This window comes from Halorarum salinum (genome assembly GCF_013402875.1).
Classification (GTDB): Archaea; Halobacteriota; Halobacteria; order Halobacteriales; family Haloferacaceae; genus Halorarum; species Halorarum salinum.
The window spans coordinates 2,516,665-2,529,919 of the sequence record NZ_CP058579.1 but is presented as its reverse complement, the minus strand read 5'-3'; the positions used below and the strand labels follow the sequence as shown (position 1 = coordinate 2,529,919).

Annotated in this window: 17 protein-coding genes and 2 tRNA genes; 3 read left to right on the top strand and 16 right to left on the bottom strand. The window is 71.3% G+C overall.

Annotation, left to right across the window (positions count from 1 at the left end):
• Positions 1-39 precede the first annotated feature (39 nt).
• Together HUG12_RS12505 and HUG12_RS12500 are read left to right on the top strand one after the other, a co-directional pair.
• Positions 40-798 carry an MBL fold metallo-hydrolase gene (locus tag HUG12_RS12505; protein WP_179269088.1) on the top strand — a complete coding sequence of 253 codons (759 nt, stop codon included), beginning with the start codon at positions 40-42 and terminating at the stop codon, positions 796-798.
• Complete coding sequence (locus HUG12_RS12500; RefSeq protein ID WP_179269087.1) at positions 795-1,697, top strand: DMT family transporter; 903 nt, start codon at positions 795-797, stop codon at positions 1,695-1,697. Before HUG12_RS12505 ends, HUG12_RS12500 begins: the two co-directional genes overlap by 4 nt.
• Positions 1,698-1,759: 62 nt before the next feature.
• On the opposite strand, the gene HUG12_RS12495 is transcribed toward HUG12_RS12500, so the two are convergent.
• Both HUG12_RS12495 and mvk read right to left on the bottom strand, forming a co-directional pair.
• Complete coding sequence (locus HUG12_RS12495; RefSeq protein WP_179269086.1) at positions 1,760-2,494, bottom strand: isopentenyl phosphate kinase; 735 nt, start codon at positions 2,492-2,494, stop codon at positions 1,760-1,762.
• Between the two features lie 52 nt (positions 2,495-2,546).
• Entirely contained in the window at positions 2,547-3,563 is a 1,017-nt protein-coding gene (gene mvk, locus HUG12_RS12490) for a mevalonate kinase (protein WP_179269085.1), read from the bottom strand.
• A gap of 469 nt (positions 3,564-4,032) precedes the next feature.
• Here mvk and HUG12_RS12485 point away from each other — a divergent pair, with 469 nt between their 5' ends.
• Positions 4,033-4,383 (top strand): hypothetical protein, encoded by a 351-nt coding sequence (locus HUG12_RS12485; protein WP_179269084.1) that lies wholly within the window; start codon positions 4,033-4,035, stop codon positions 4,381-4,383.
• 132 nt (positions 4,384-4,515) lie between these two features.
• Here the strand turns inward: HUG12_RS12485 and rpsB are convergent, their stop codons facing one another.
• From rpsB to HUG12_RS12415, 14 genes are all read right to left on the bottom strand, one after another.
• Positions 4,516-5,301 (bottom strand): 30S ribosomal protein S2, encoded by a 786-nt coding sequence (gene rpsB, locus HUG12_RS12480; RefSeq protein ID WP_179269083.1) that lies wholly within the window; start codon positions 5,299-5,301, stop codon positions 4,516-4,518.
• Positions 5,298-6,509 carry a phosphopyruvate hydratase gene (eno, locus tag HUG12_RS12475; RefSeq protein WP_179269082.1) on the bottom strand — a complete coding sequence of 404 codons (1,212 nt, stop codon included), beginning with the start codon at positions 6,507-6,509 and terminating at the stop codon, positions 5,298-5,300. Before eno ends, rpsB begins: the two co-directional genes overlap by 4 nt.
• Positions 6,506-6,697, bottom strand: coding sequence for a DNA-directed RNA polymerase subunit K (locus tag HUG12_RS12470; protein ID WP_179269081.1), 192 nt, complete (start codon positions 6,695-6,697; stop codon positions 6,506-6,508). Before HUG12_RS12470 ends, eno begins: the two co-directional genes overlap by 4 nt.
• A complete protein-coding gene (locus HUG12_RS12465) occupies positions 6,694-6,888 on the bottom strand; it encodes a DNA-directed RNA polymerase subunit N (protein ID WP_179269080.1) in 195 nt (64 codons plus the stop codon). Before HUG12_RS12465 ends, HUG12_RS12470 begins: the two co-directional genes overlap by 4 nt.
• 12 nt (positions 6,889-6,900) lie before the next feature.
• Positions 6,901-7,299: a 30S ribosomal protein S9 gene (locus tag HUG12_RS12460; protein WP_179269079.1), complete on the bottom strand. Its 399-nt coding sequence runs from the start codon at positions 7,297-7,299 to the stop codon at positions 6,901-6,903.
• Positions 7,293-7,772, bottom strand: coding sequence for a 50S ribosomal protein L13 (locus HUG12_RS12455; protein ID WP_179269078.1), 480 nt, complete (start codon positions 7,770-7,772; stop codon positions 7,293-7,295). The genes HUG12_RS12460 and HUG12_RS12455 overlap by 7 nt, the downstream gene beginning before the upstream one ends.
• Positions 7,772-8,128, bottom strand: a complete 357-nt coding sequence (locus tag HUG12_RS12450; protein WP_179269077.1) for a 50S ribosomal protein L18e — start codon at positions 8,126-8,128, stop codon at positions 7,772-7,774. The genes HUG12_RS12455 and HUG12_RS12450 overlap by 1 nt, the downstream gene beginning before the upstream one ends.
• A gap of 99 nt (positions 8,129-8,227) precedes the next feature.
• Positions 8,228-8,312, bottom strand: a tRNA-Leu gene (locus tag HUG12_RS12445).
• 137 nt (positions 8,313-8,449) lie between these two features.
• Positions 8,450-9,199, bottom strand: coding sequence for a DNA-directed RNA polymerase subunit D (locus tag HUG12_RS12440; RefSeq protein ID WP_179269076.1), 750 nt, complete (start codon positions 9,197-9,199; stop codon positions 8,450-8,452).
• Positions 9,200-9,205: 6 nt separating this feature from the next.
• The gene (locus tag HUG12_RS12435) at positions 9,206-9,610 is read right to left on the bottom strand and encodes a 30S ribosomal protein S11 (RefSeq protein WP_179269075.1); all 405 of its coding nucleotides are present in this window, start codon (positions 9,608-9,610) and stop codon (positions 9,206-9,208) included.
• Positions 9,611-10,135 carry a 30S ribosomal protein S4 gene (locus HUG12_RS12430; RefSeq protein ID WP_179269074.1) on the bottom strand — a complete coding sequence of 175 codons (525 nt, stop codon included), beginning with the start codon at positions 10,133-10,135 and terminating at the stop codon, positions 9,611-9,613.
• Positions 10,132-10,671 carry a 30S ribosomal protein S13 gene (locus tag HUG12_RS12425; protein ID WP_179269073.1) on the bottom strand — a complete coding sequence of 180 codons (540 nt, stop codon included), beginning with the start codon at positions 10,669-10,671 and terminating at the stop codon, positions 10,132-10,134. The genes HUG12_RS12430 and HUG12_RS12425 overlap by 4 nt, the downstream gene beginning before the upstream one ends.
• Before the next feature lie 21 nt (positions 10,672-10,692).
• Positions 10,693-10,776: transfer RNA gene (locus tag HUG12_RS12420), tRNA-Ser, on the bottom strand.
• A gap of 200 nt (positions 10,777-10,976) precedes the next feature.
• Complete coding sequence (locus HUG12_RS12415) at positions 10,977-13,145, bottom strand: thioredoxin domain-containing protein (RefSeq protein ID WP_179269072.1); 2,169 nt, start codon at positions 13,143-13,145, stop codon at positions 10,977-10,979.
• Positions 13,146-13,255 lie beyond the last annotated feature (110 nt).

Sequence of the window (13,255 nt, the reverse complement as noted above, 5' to 3'; positions counted from 1 at the left end):
ATCGCCACCGCTATCCGACGCGGAACCGGAACCGATCGTATGCGCGTTACGTTCCTCGGCACCGGTTCGGCGATGCCCGTCGCCGACCGGGTCCAGACGGGCCTGCTGCTGGAGGCGGCGCCGGGCGACGGCCGGCCGCTGCTGGTCGACTGCGGCGCCGGCGTCCTCCATCGGCTCTCCCAGACCGACCCGGGCTACGAGGCGGTCTCGACGGTGCTCCTGACCCACCACCACCTCGACCACGTCTCGGACCTCCTCCCCCTGTTGAAGGCCCGGTGGCTCGCCGGCGAGGAGCAACTGGAGGTCGTCGGCCCGCCGGGCACCAAGGGCCTGCTCGACGGCCTGCTCGGCGTCCACGACTACCTCGACGGGCGCGTCGACCTGCAGGTCCGGGAGGTCAACCCCGACGAGTCGTTCGAGGTGAGCGGCTTCGAGGTGCGCGCCCGGGAGACCCGCCACTCGATCCAGTGTCTCGCGTACCGCTTCTCCGACCCCGGCAGCGAGGACGCGTTCGTCTTCTCCGGGGACACCGAGGCGTTCGAGGGGCTGGCGACGTTCGCCGACGGCGCCCGGGTGCTCGCCCACGACTGTTCGTTCCCGGACGAGGTGGACGTCGACAACCACCCGACGCCGAGCCAACTGGGCGAGGCGCTCGCGGGCTACGACGTCGGCCGGGTGTACCTGACCCACCAGTACCCGCACACGGAGGGTCGCCACGAGGAGATGATCGAGAGCGTCCGCAACCGATTCGACGGCGACGTTCGCGTCGCGCGCGACGGCCTCCGGTTCGAGGTGTGAGGGGGACGCGGGACGCGGCGGGATTTCTCGCCCTCGCGGCCGTCTGGGGGACCGCGTTCGTGGCGACGAAGGCGGCGCTCGCCGACTTCCCGCCGGTGTTTCTCGCCGCGCTCCGGTTCGACCTCGCCGCGGGGCTCCTGTTCGTCGTCGCGGTCGCGAGCGGCCGCCCGATCCGGCCGGCGGGGGCGGGCGATCTCCGACCCATCGCCACCGGCGGGCTGTTCAGCATCGGCGCCCACCACGCGCTGCTGTTCAGCGGGCAGGTGTACGTCACGAGCGCGGTCGCGGCGACGCTCGTCGGGCTCATCCCCGTGCTGACGCCGGTGGCGACGCGGGTGCTCAGACCCGACGAGCGACTGGACGCGCTCGGTGCCGTCGGCGTCATCGTCGGCTTCGGCGGCCTGCTCGTCATCGCGCGGCCGGACCCCCGAAACCTGGCGGCGAACGCGGGCGCGCTGTTCGTGTTCGGCTCCGCGGTCGCGTGGGTGCTCGGGGCGGTGACGACCCGCGAGGACGCCGCGACGCTCCATCCGCTGGCGACCCAGGCGTGGATGGCGCTCGTGGGGGCGCTCTCGTTGCACCTCGCCGCGCTCGCGCTCGGCCAGGGCGTCGCGGACGCGACCGCCACGGCCGCGGGGGTGGGCTGGCTCGTCTACCTCGCCGTCGTCCCCGGCGCGGGCGGGTTCCTGCTGTACTTCCGGCTGCTCGACCGGCTCGGACCGATCCAGGCTGGGCTGCTGGAGTACGCCATCCCGCCGTTCGCGGCCGCGTTCGGCTGGCTGGTGCTCGACGAGACGCTATCGCCCGACACCGTCACGGGGTTCTCGCTCGTCCTGCTCGCGTTCCTGCTCGTGAAGCGGCGCGCGCTCCGGGCGGGGCTCCGGCGGGCGTTCGCGTAACCGGGCCGCGCTGCCGCGCCGTGGCCGCCGCGGTGGTGCCGATCCCCCGTATCCGGGGCCCCTCACCCGATCCGGGTGCCCGGGCTCCCGCCCGCGAGGAACTCGCCGAGCGCGTCCGGGCCGAAGACGTGCGCCGGCGCGTCGAGCGCGAGCAGTTCCCGCACCTTCCCGGCCATCCCGCCGCTCACGTCCGTCGCGTCGCTCCCGCCGAGCAGGTCCGCGACCGCCTCGAACGAGTCGATCCCGGGGATCACCTCCCCGTCCGCGTCGAGCACGCCCGGGACGGTCGAGCAGACGCCGACCCGGTCCGCGTCGAGTTCCCGCGCGAGGTGGGCCACGAGTTCGTCCCCCGACAGCACCGTCACCCCCTCCCCGGCGTGAACGACGCCGTCGCCGTGGAGGACGGGGACGAACCCCTCCCCGAGCATCGTCGCCACCTGTGCGGTCGGCATCGACAGGTCGCCGGCCGCGTCGCGTGCGGCCGCCGAGAGCGGGTGGACCGGCAGCGCCGACACGTCCCGCTCGTGGAGCCGGGAGAGGACGAACCGGTTGAGCGTCGTCATCGCGCCGTGGACGTCCATCGCCGCGCGGGCGTCGCGGGTCCCCTCGGTCGTCGAGACGCCGTGGGCGGCCGCGTGGTGGTGGCCGAACGATCCGCCGCCGTGGACGAGGACGAGCCCCGCGAGGTCGGCCTCGGCGATGGCGTCCGCGAGGTCCGTGAGCGTCCGGCCGTCGAGCGTCTCCGGTTCGTCCTTCTCGGTGATCACCGAGCCGCCGAGCTTCAGGACCACCGTCATTCCGGTTCCCTCCGTTCCCTGCCAGTCGCTCGCTCCGCTCGCGAAGAGGAGGTCACGACTCCTCCACCCGCACGCCGTCCGCGGCCAGTTCCGCCCGGAACGTCGCCTCGCAGCCGGGGGTGTAGTCGAGCGCTGTCTCGGTCCCCCCGGTGTCGTCCAGGGCGACGATGCAGCCGCCGCCCCCGGCGCCGGTCAGCTTCGCGCCGTAGGCGTCGGCCTCGCGCGCGGCCCAGACCATCGCGTCGAGCGAGCGCGAGGAGACGCCCAGCGCCGAGAGGAGCCCGTGGTCGAAGTCCATCAGCCGACCCAGTTCCGCGAGCAGGTCGGGCGCCGGTTCGCCCGAGGGGTCGGCCCCCCGGAGCACCTCCGTGCCGCGCCGCACCACGTCGCCGATGGCGGTCACCGTGTCCGCCGCGAACCCGTACTCCTCCCGGAGCGCGCGCACGCCGGAGACGAGTTCGCCCGTGTCGCCCGCGCCGCCGTCGTAGCCGACGACGAACGGGAGTTCCGGCGCGTCGATCGTCCGGCGGTCCTCCCCCTCGACGCGGACGGCCCCGCCCATCGCGGAGCAGAACGTGTCCGCGCGGGACGCCTGCCCGTCCTGGACCGCGTACTCCGCCCGGTAGGCCCTGTCCGCGACCTCCCCGGGCGGCAGTTCGACGCCGAGCGATCGGGTCCCCGCGTCGATGCCGGCGACGACGACCGCCGCCGAGGAGCCGAGTCCGGCGCCGAGCGGGATGTCCGACTCGATGGTGATGTCGAAGCCGGCGTCCGGGGCGTCCGCCGCGTCGCGGGCCTGCCCGACCGCCTCGTCGACGTAACCCATGCCGGCTTCCACGAGCTGGGTCGGCACGTCGATGTCGGGACGGTCCTCGACCGAGTCGCCCCAGCTGACGGTGAACCCGTCCAGCGAGAGGTCGTTCGCCTCCACCCTGACCCGACCGTCGTTCCGGGGCTCGGCCGTGACCCGCGCCCGTCGTTCGATCGCACACGGGATCGCGGGTTCGCCGTACACGACGGCGTGTTCGCCGAAGAGGTACACCTTCCCCGGCGCGCTGCAGGTGGTCATACCCCCTACTCCCGGGGAGGGGTAACAGAAGTTGCGACTCGACGGCGGGCCGGCCCGGCGGGCGTCGTACTTTCCTGCTGATACCGCACCGGTAGGTTTAAGCTAGAGACGGGCGGTGTCCCCTACTGTGGCGCGACCCGGCCACCACGCGTGTGACAGTCGGTCGCCCGCGGTCCGTCACGGGCGCCGAGCGGGGAAAGAGGTCGACGCCCTCGGGGCGTCGGAGGGTCGCTCGGCGCCCGTCGGCGCCGTGATCGCCGGGTAGGGCCCACCGAGCGGCGTTCTAGTTCCACGTTTCGAATCGGCCCGCGGCCCGTACCGGTCTCCACGTGGTCACCAACCTCCAGCGGCCGGTACCCGTTCGACCGGTAAGGGAGTCCTACCCGTAGGCGACTGGTTAAATAATCCAGTTATCCCGTCGGATAACGGGGCGGTGGAATTATGTTCCTCCCGTGCCCTGTCGAAAGCGATGAGTTCGACGACCCACTCTGGCCCCGGCCCCGAAGTGAACCGTGACCCCGACGGGAACCGGCTCTATCTCACGCTCTCGGGGTCGTTCACGACGGCGGCGGTCGTCGCCGCGATGGCGCAGGCTCGCCACGCCGCCGAGCACTGCGACCCCGGGTTCTCGGTCGTCGTCGACGCGCGCGAGTTCTCGGCGGCCGACGACGGGGCGCTCTCGGCGCTCGCCGAGTGGGAGCGCGTGCTCGGCTTCGCGGGCGCCGATGCGGTCGTCCGCGTCGGCGAGGGCGAGACGGTATCGAACGCCGAGCTGTCGGCCTCCGACCGGCGCTCGGCCGAACAGACGCTCGCCGAGTAGTCGCTCGCCGGGCGGTTTTCCCGATCGGTCCCGGTCGACGCCGGTCCGGTCGCGGACGATGGACCCCGATTCCGCGAGCGGCCGCTCCGCTCGGAGGGCCGGATCGACCGAAACGAAAAGTTCGAACGCCGGCTACAGTTCGGCCTCGAAGTCCTCGAGGGCGTAGGTCGGCTCGGCGCCGCGGCGGTCGAGCGTCTCGTTGGCGAGCAGCCAGTAGACGACCGACAGCGCGCGGCGACCCTTGTTGTTGGTCGGGACGACCAGGTCGACGTTGCTGAGCTGGTTGTTCGAGTCGCACATGGCGATGACGGGGATGCCGACCGTGATGGCCTCCTTGACCGCCTGCGCGTCGCCGATCGGGTCGGTGACGACCACGACGTCCGGCTCGATGTAGCCGGCGTACTGGGGGTTCGTCAGCGTGCCCGGGATGAATCGCCCGGTGCGGGCGCGCGCCCCGATCGCGTCGGCGAACTTCTCGGCCGGGAACCGGCCGTACTGCCGCGAGGAGGTGACGAGCACCTGCTCGGGGTCGTAGTTGGCGAGGAAGTCCGCCGCGGTCCGGATCCGGCCGTCCGTCTGGCTCACGTCGAGCACGTAGAGGCCGTCGTCGCGGACGCGGTGGATGAACCGCTCCATGTCCTTCGTCTTCTGCTGGGTGCCGATGTGGACGCCGGCAGAGAGGTAGTCCTCGACCGGGATGAGGAGGTCGGCCTCCTCGTCGGGCATGACGTCCTCGTCGAAGGGGGACGCGGCCTCCTCGGCCTCGTCCTCGGCCCCCGCGGCTCCCTCGGAGTCGGCGGACTCGGCCGCCTCGTCCGGCTGTGCGTCAGTCTGGGGCGCCTCCTCGGCCGCGGGCTCGGTCTCCTCGACCTCCTCCTCGGCCGGCGCCTCGTCTGTGTCGTTTTCGCTTTCGCTCATACTGCCTCCTCCGCGATGCGGATGAGTTCGTTCAGCTTGGCGGTTCGCTCGCCGCCCACGGCCCCCGTCTTGATGAACGGGACGTCCGTGGCGACGGCGAGGTGTGCGATGGTCGTATCCTCGGTCTCGCCCGAGCGGTGGGAGACGACGGCGTCCAGCCCGTTCCGCTGGGCCAGTTCGACGGCGTCGAACGCGTCCGACAGCGTCCCGATCTGGTTCGGCTTGATCAGGATGCTGTTGCCCGCGCCGACGTCGATGCCGCGCTCCAGCCGCTCGACGTTGGTGACGAACAGGTCGTCGCCACAGATCAGCGTGCGGTCGCCCACCCGTTCGGTCAGCTCCGCGAAGCCGTCGAAGTCGTCCTCCTCCAGCGGGTCCTCGACGTAGGCGAGGTCGTACTCGTCGACGAGGTCGGCGACGTAGTCGATCTGCTCGTCGGGCGTCCGCTCGCGGTCGCCGTAGCGGTAGACGCCGGCGTCGGCGTCCCACAGCTCCGAGGCGGCCACGTCGAGCCCGAAGCGGACCTCGAAGCCCACCTCGTCGGCGACGCGGTCGGTCGCCTCCTCGACGAGTTCGAACGCCTCGGCGTCGTCGATCCCGGGCGCCCAGGCGCCCTCGTCGCCCTTGCCGGCCGGGACGCCCCGCTCGTCGAGCAGGTCGCCCACGGCCTCGTGGACGGCGGCGTTCGCGAAGGCGGCCTCGGAGACCGACGGCGCGCCGACCGGCGCGGCGAGGAACTCCTGGATGTGGGTCGCCTCCTTGGCGTGCTCGCCGCCGCCGACGACGTTGCCGAGCGGGACCGGGAACGAGCGGTCGGCGTCGCGGAACGTCCCCCCGAGGTGCTGGAACAGCGGGGCGCCGAGCACGTCGGCGCCCGCCTTCGCGGCCGCCATCGAGACGGCGACGGCGCTGTTGGCGCCGATCTCGGAGAAGTCGTCGGTGCCGTCGGCGCCGTGCAGGGCGGCGTCCACGTCGCGCTGGTTGCCGGCGTGGACCGAGTCCACGAGCCGGGGGACCGCGTGCTGGCGGGCCGCGGCGATCGCCTCCCCGGGCGGGAGTTCGATCGCCTCGTACTCGCCGGTGCTCGCCCCGGACGGCGCCGCCGCGCGGCCGAAGCCGCCCGACTCGGTGAGCACGTCGGCCTCGACGGTCGGGTTCCCCCGCGAGTCGAGCACGCGCCGGAGCGACACCGAGGCGATCAGCGTCATTTCCCCTCCCGCCTGACCGTGAACGGCAGGACCCCCGCGTCGTACTCCTCGGCCGCAATGAGGATCGGCTCGGACTGGTCGCTCTCGATGAGCACCGGCGCGCCGTACGCGAGCTGCAGGGCGCGCGCCCCGAGGATGCGGGCCTTCTCGTACCGGTTGTACCGGGTGATCGGGCTGTTCCCGCTCATTGGTAGGGGGAGACGACGTCCACCAGGTCGGTGTGCGAGATCATCATCCGGCGGCAGCAGTGCCGGTCGACCCCGAGGTCGTCGAGCACCTCGCCGGGGTCCTCCTCGCCCTCGCGGGCGCGGGCCTTGAACTCCTCCCAGTGTTCACCGATGACCGTGCCGCACGTGAAACACCGGACTGGAATCATCATGGCTGGACCACCTCAGCGGTACGACTTCTGGTAGCGGGCACGCGCGCCGGGCCCGCCCCACTTCTTCGGCTCGGACTGTCGCGAGTCGTTCACGAGCAGCGAGCGGTCGAACTCCATGAACGCGTCGCGGAGTTCGGCGTCGTTGAGGAACTCGACGAGCCCCCGCGCGATGGCGGTGCGGGCGGCGTCGGCCTGCCCGGCGTAGCCGCCGCCGTTGACGGTTACGTCGATGTCGACTCGCGATCGGAGGTCCTCGCCCGCGATGCGGAACGGCTCCAGCATCTTGAGGCGGGACTGCTCCGGCTCGGCGAGCTCGACTGGCTCGGAGTCGATGCGGACGCGACCCTCGCCCTCGCGCACCGTGGCGCGGGCGACGGCCGTCTTCTTCTTCCCTGACGTGTTCGTTACCATGTGACCTTGGCTCCAAGTGCCTCGGAGATCTCACCGAGGGTCGTGAACTTGATGTTCGACAGGCGGTCCAGCGAGGTCCCCTCCAGGATCTCGGCCTCGACGGCCTCGCCGTCGCCGCGGGGCGACACGGTCGCCGCCCCCTTCTCGAAGGGGTTGCCCACGTACACGCGGACGTTCTCGAACGCCTCGCGGCCGCGCGGCTTCTTGTACGGGACCATCCCGCGGATGGACCGCTTGAAGATGCGGTCCGGCCGCTTCGGGTAGTTCGGGCCGCGATCGGAGCCGATCTCCGCGCGCTTGCGGTACGTCTCCATCGTGGCCTCCGTGTTGCCGGTGATGACCGCCCGCTCGGCGTTCACCACGGCGACGCGCTCGCCGGCGAGCGCGCGCTGGGCGACCTCGGAGGCGACCCGACCCATGATGCAGTCCCGCGCGTCGACGACGACGTCGGCGTCGAACTCGGCGAGGCTCATTATCGGATCACCCGTACGTCGGATCCGCTGGGGTTGTTCGACAGCGCTTCCTCTAGCGTCATCGCCCGGCCGGCCTGGTCGATCTTCGTCTCGGCGGTGCCGGAGAAGTCGACGGCGGCGACGGTGACGTCCTTGCGGAGCACGCCCGAGCCGAGCACCTTGCCCGGCACGACGACGGTCTCGTCCTCGTTCGCGTACCGCTCGATGCGGCCGAGGTTGACCTCCGCGTGCGTGCGCCGCGGCTTTTCGAGCCGGTCGGCGACGTCCTGCCAGACGGCTGCGTCGGACGAGCGCGCGACCGACTTCAGTTCGGCGATGAGGTTCTGAAGTCTCGGATTGGTCTTGCTACTACTCATAGTGAACCTCCGTAGTGGAGTGTGGTGGCTCCGCGGGGGGTCGACTCCGTCCCGGAGCGACGGTCCCACGTCGGAGCCGCGAGAGAATCGGAGTGACAGTGCAGGGAGCAGGATTTGAACCTGCGGACCTCTACAGGACAGCGCCCTGAACGCTGCGCCGTTGGCCTGACTTGGCTATCCCTGCTGGCACTCCGTCGTACCGCATCCCCGGTTAAACGGCTTTCGGTCCCACCCGTCGACGGCGCGGCGACGGCGGTCGCCGACGCGTCGCTCGTGGCGGGGGCGAACGCCGTTCGTGTGGGGGATGCGGACATGGTCGTCTCAGACTGCGACCTTCGTTGCCAGTTCGTCCGCGCGGTCCTGCAGCGACTCGACCGCGCGGAGGATCAGTTCGTCGACGTCCTGGGAGCCGTCCGACTCCACGTTGAAGACGAACGCGTCGGGGACGTCGGTCACCTCCAGTTCCTTGCCGGGGTAGCGGTTCGTGAGGTCGGCGTCGAACTCGTCCGTGTGGACGTACTCGCCGTCCTCCGTCTCGATGACGCCGCGGAGGATGCGGGGCTCCTCGTCCTCGAACTCGCCGGCGTCGCCGACGACCTCCACCCGCTGCAGGTGGCGGTAGCCGATGCCCACGCCCGCCTGATGCTTGGCGTGGTTCTTCCCCGTGTCGAGGACGGCGTCGGCCTCGAACTCGAGGCGCTGGCCGTCCTTCAGTTCGATGATGGGGACGTTCTCGTCGGCGGGCACGACGCGCTCGTCGGACGTCTCGATGTCGCCCGAGTAAGCCGTCGCCGGTCCCTCGACGTCGAGCGCGACGGTGACGGTTTCACCGATCTCGTAGTCGTCGAGCGGCGTCGTCAGCGGGACGAGCCCGAGCCGGAGCGCCACCATCTCGTCGAACATCACCGACGTGTTCTCCACGAACCGGACGGTGTCGATGGAGAACGTCGGCACTTCCGCGAGGACGCTCCGCCGGATGCCGTTCGCGACGGCGGGCGTGAGCCCCCGCACGAGCAGGCTCGCCGAGCGGTCGTCCCGGGCGACTACCTCCACGTCGAATTCGTCTGCCATGGTGGGTTACAGCCGGTTCTTCTTCGGCGCCCGCGTGCCGTCGTGCGGGATGGGAGTCACGTCCTCGATGCGGCCGATCTCAAGCCCGGCGCGCGCGAGCGCCCGGATGGTCGCCTGCGAGCCCGGCCCGGGGGACTTCTGTGCGTTCCCGCCGGGGCCGCGCACGCGGACGTGGACGCCCTCGATGCCCTGGGCGAGCAGGTCCTCGGCGACCCCCTCGGCCATCTGCATCGCGGCGTACGGCGACGCCTCGTCGCGGTTCTGCTTCACGACGGCGCCGCCGGAGGACTTCACGAGCGTCTCGGCACCCGTGACGTCCGTGACGGTGATGAGCGTGTTGTTGAACGATGCGAAGACGTTGGCGATGGCCCACGTGCCCTCGCCCTGTGGCGTGTTCTCTGATTCGCTCATTTACTGACCCTCCGCGCGTTCGGGGTGGAGTTCGTCCGCGAGGGGGCTCGTCTCGTCGAAGGAGACGAAGTCCTCCTCGGCGGTCGGTACCTGGTAGGACGGCCGCGTGACGCGCGCGTCGTCGACGGTCACGTGGCCGTGGACGATGAACTGGCGCGCCTGCTTGGGCGTGTGGCCGACGCCCTTGCGGTAGGCGACCGTCTGGAGGCGGCGCTCGAGCACGTCGGTGACGTCGAGCGACAGCACCTCGGTGATCCCGTCGTTCTCGCTCAGGATGCCGTAGCGGCGCAGGCGGTCGACGAACTCCTCGCCGGCCTCGCCCGCGACCTCGACGTCGCCCTGCGCGTCGCCGATGAGGCGCCGGGCCTCGCGGCGGTAGTCGCGCAGTTCCGACTGCGCGCGCCAGAGTTCCTCCTTGTTCTTCAGGCCGTAGCGACCGAGCAGGTCCGACTCCTGTGCGATGCGCTCGCCCTGGTACGGGTGGTTCGGCGTCTCGTATCGCTTGGTGGAGTTGCCGGTCGTCATTCGAGGTCACCCTCCTCTTCCTCGGCGGCGGCCTCCTCGGCCGCCTCCTCGCGGATCTCCTCGACGTTGACGCCGATGGTGCCCTCGGACCGCCCCGTGGACTTGGTCCGCTGACCGCGGACCTTCTGTCCGCGCTTGTGTCGGACTCCCTTGTAGGAGTCGATCATCTTCATGCGGTTGATGTCGTGGCGACGCTTCTCCTGGAGGTCACCGCCCGTCCTGTGGGTGGTCTCGCCGGTGAAGAAGTCCTTCTGCCGGTTGACCATCCACGACGGGACGTGGTCCTCGAGGTTCTCGACGACGTCGACGACGCCGTCGATCTCCTCCTCGCCGAGCAGTCCGAACGTGGCCGTACGGTCCACGTCGGCGGTCTCGGCGACGAGTCGCGCCGTCCGCTGGCCGATACCCTTCATCTCCGTGAGGCTGCGTTCGACGGACTTGGTCCCGTCCAGGTCGGTCTGGCCGATCCGGACGAAGTACTGGAGGTCCTCCTCCTCCTCGCCGTCTGACGCGTCCTCTGGTTCTTCTGCACTCATGTCTTTTTGGTGGCTGGACAGCGTTGCGGCGGGGATTCGAACCCCGGAGGCTTGCGCCACTGAGTTAGCAACCCAGCGCCTTGGGCCAGGCTTGGCTACCGCAACACCTGCGTTCAGTATCGTCGCCCTTCGAGCGTCCGCGCCCGGGACTCGGGGTCCGATCACCCCTGCAGTATCTCCGTTCGGTACAAGACGGGAACCCTACTTAAACATCACGAAGTGGCCGTCGTACGGGTGCGAGCGGCCGTCTCACCCCGTAGCTCGGCGTCGGTGGGGGCCCGTCCCCCGGTCGAGCCGCGTGCGGGTCACTCCTCCCGCTCGCTCGCCCATTCGAGGGCCGCCCGCAGCTCGTGGTTCGGCGGCGAGCACGTGTAGTTCTCGCAGACGTACGCGGTCGGCTCGCCGTCGCGGGCGCCGCGGTTCGCCCACACCGGCGGCGCCTCCGACAGCCCTAGCTCGCCGAGCCAGCCGTCGAGCCCCGCCTCGTCGGCGGGCCTGGGGGCGACGACCGCCCCCGGGAGGTAGCGACCCCCGACGGTGTCGCGCCACTCGGCCGGCAGTTCGTCGGCGGCGAGCGTCAGTTCGAGCGGACCCCGGGCACGCTTGGCGGCCGTCATCGCGAGGGTCGCGTGTTCGAGCGGACTCGCGCGGACCCGCGAGTCGTAGGTCGCGAGCACGTCGGCCGCGACGTCCTCGAACCCCTCGTCGGGGGCGAACCCGTGGAGGTCGAGCAGCAGCGACGTCGCCACGCCGAGGCTGGAGGGCGTCGACTGGTCCGTCGGCTCCTGGGGTCGCGCCACCAGCTCCTCGCCGTCTGCCGGCGTCGCGTAGACGGTGCCCGCGTCGGCGTCGTAGAACGCCTCGCGGATCACTCGCGCGAGATCGAGCGCGAACGAGAGGTGCGTCACGTCGCCGGTCAGCCCGTAGGTGTCGAACGCGCCCCGGGCGAGGAACGCGTAGTCCTCGAGGTACCCCTGGCCCTTCACGTCCCCATCGATGTACCGCCGGGAGAGCCGCTCGCCGTCCCAGAGGTGCTCGCGGACGAACGAGAGCGCGTCCGTCGCGTGCGTCGCGAGCCCCTCGCCGAGCGCCCACCCGCCCGCGGCGAACGCCGAGATCATCAGCCCGTTCCACCCGGGGAGCACCTTCTCGTCCCGCGGGGGGCGCTCCCGCTCGGAACGCGCCTCGAGCATGTCGAGCCGACCGTCCGTCAGCCGGCCGCGTACCTCGTCCTCGTCGAGGTCGTACTCGGCGGCCAGCGTCTCGACGTCGGTCGAGACCGTGAGCACGGACCGTCCGCCCTCGAAGTTCCCGGACCGGCTCACGCCGTAGCGGTCACACAGCAGGTCCGCCGTGAGGTCGTCGTCGACTGCCTCGCGGACGGCGTCGGGCGTCCAGACGTAGTAGGCACCCTCGCCCTCCCCGGAGTCCGCGTCGAGCGTGGCGTAGAACCCGCCGTCGGGGTGGGTGAGCTCCCGCGACACGAACGCGAGCGTCTCCTGGGCGACGACGGCGTACCGGGTTCGGCCGGTGAGCCGGTAGGCGTCGAGGTAGACCCGCGGGAGCTCCGCGTTGTCGTACAGCATCTTCTCGAAGTGGGGGACGACCCACTCGCGATCGGTGCAGTAGCGGTGGAAGCCGCCGCCGACGTGGTCGTAGAGCCCGCCGTTCGCCATCGCGTCGAGCGCCCGGAGCGCCGCGTCGAGCGGCTCCTCGCGGCCCGAGCGCGCGGACGAACGCAGGAGGAGGTCGATCCGTTCCGGCTGCGGGAACTTCGGGCCCCCGTGACCGAACCCGCCGTGTTCGGGGTCGGCGCTCCGAACCGCCGCGGTCGTCGCGTCGTCGAGGAGTTCGTCCCCGGGCGGAGTTCCGGGGTCAGTTCCGTCCGGCGTCGCGTCCGCGCCGTCGGCGGTCTCGACGCCCGCGGGTTCGTCCGCGGACCCCGTCTCCTCCAGTTCGTCGGTCACGGCTGCGGTCCACTGCTCGGCCCGGTTCTCCATCTCGGCGCGCTGCTCCGGGTCGGCCCACGAGTCGGCGACGTTCCGGCAGACGTCGAGGAAGCCGGGCATCCCCCGCCGGCCCTCCCTCGGGAAGTACGTCCCGACGTAGAACGGCTCCCCCTCGGGCGTGAGCCAGACGGAGAGCGGCCAGCCGCCGCGGCCGCTCACCAGCTGGCAGACCGTCTGGTACACCCGGTCGAGGTCGGGGCGCTCCTCGCGGTCCACCTTCACGGGGACGAACGAGTCGTTCAGCACCTCGGCGACGGCGTCGTCCTCGAACGACTCCTCCTCCATCACGTGACACCAGTGGCAAGCGGAGTAGCCGACCGAGAGGAACAGCGGGACGTCACGCTCCCGCGCGGCCTCGAGGGCCGCCTCGTCCCACGGCTGCCAGTTGACGGGGTTGTCGGCGTGCTGGCGGAGGTACGGGCTGGCCTCCTCGTCCAGCCTGTTCCGCGCCGTCGGATCGGTCATGTCGGCTAGGTCGGGCGCCCAGCGGAAAAGATGGGCGGTCGGGTGGTCGCGGTCGTCGGTCGGACGGTAGGCAGTCGATCGGACGGTTGGCGGGCGAACGGTTGGCGGGC

Bases quoted from the DNA above. Each gene is read 5' to 3' on its own strand.
- HUG12_RS12440 (WP_179269076.1), bottom strand. From the start codon at position 9,199: ATGGCAGACGAATTCGACGTGGAGGTAGTCGCCCGGGACGACCGCTCG.
- HUG12_RS12455 (WP_179269078.1), bottom strand. From the start codon at position 7,772: ATGAGCCTCGCCGAGTTCGACGCCGACGTCGTCGTCGACGCGCGGGAC.
- HUG12_RS12450 (WP_179269077.1), bottom strand. From the start codon at position 8,128: ATGAGTAGTAGCAAGACCAATCCGAGACTTCAGAACCTCATCGCCGAA.
- HUG12_RS12465 (WP_179269080.1), bottom strand. From the start codon at position 6,888: ATGATGATTCCAGTCCGGTGTTTCACGTGCGGCACGGTCATCGGTGAA.
- HUG12_RS12485 (WP_179269084.1), top strand. From the start codon at position 4,033: ATGAGTTCGACGACCCACTCTGGCCCCGGCCCCGAAGTGAACCGTGAC.
- HUG12_RS12415 (WP_179269072.1), bottom strand. From the start codon at position 13,145: ATGACCGATCCGACGGCGCGGAACAGGCTGGACGAGGAGGCCAGCCCG.
- HUG12_RS12430 (WP_179269074.1), bottom strand. From the start codon at position 10,135: ATGACGACCGGCAACTCCACCAAGCGATACGAGACGCCGAACCACCCG.
- HUG12_RS12425 (WP_179269073.1), bottom strand. From the start codon at position 10,671: ATGAGTGCAGAAGAACCAGAGGACGCGTCAGACGGCGAGGAGGAGGAG.
- mvk (WP_179269085.1), bottom strand. From the start codon at position 3,563: ATGACCACCTGCAGCGCGCCGGGGAAGGTGTACCTCTTCGGCGAACAC.
- HUG12_RS12460 (WP_179269079.1), bottom strand. From the start codon at position 7,299: ATGGTAACGAACACGTCAGGGAAGAAGAAGACGGCCGTCGCCCGCGCC.
- eno (WP_179269082.1), bottom strand. From the start codon at position 6,509: ATGACGCTGATCGCCTCGGTGTCGCTCCGGCGCGTGCTCGACTCGCGG.
- HUG12_RS12435 (WP_179269075.1), bottom strand. From the start codon at position 9,610: ATGAGCGAATCAGAGAACACGCCACAGGGCGAGGGCACGTGGGCCATC.
- HUG12_RS12470 (WP_179269081.1), bottom strand. From the start codon at position 6,697: ATGAGCGGGAACAGCCCGATCACCCGGTACAACCGGTACGAGAAGGCC.
- HUG12_RS12495 (WP_179269086.1), bottom strand. From the start codon at position 2,494: ATGACGGTGGTCCTGAAGCTCGGCGGCTCGGTGATCACCGAGAAGGAC.
- HUG12_RS12505 (WP_179269088.1), top strand. From the start codon at position 40: ATGCGCGTTACGTTCCTCGGCACCGGTTCGGCGATGCCCGTCGCCGAC.
- rpsB (WP_179269083.1), bottom strand. From the start codon at position 5,301: ATGAGCGAAAGCGAAAACGACACAGACGAGGCGCCGGCCGAGGAGGAG.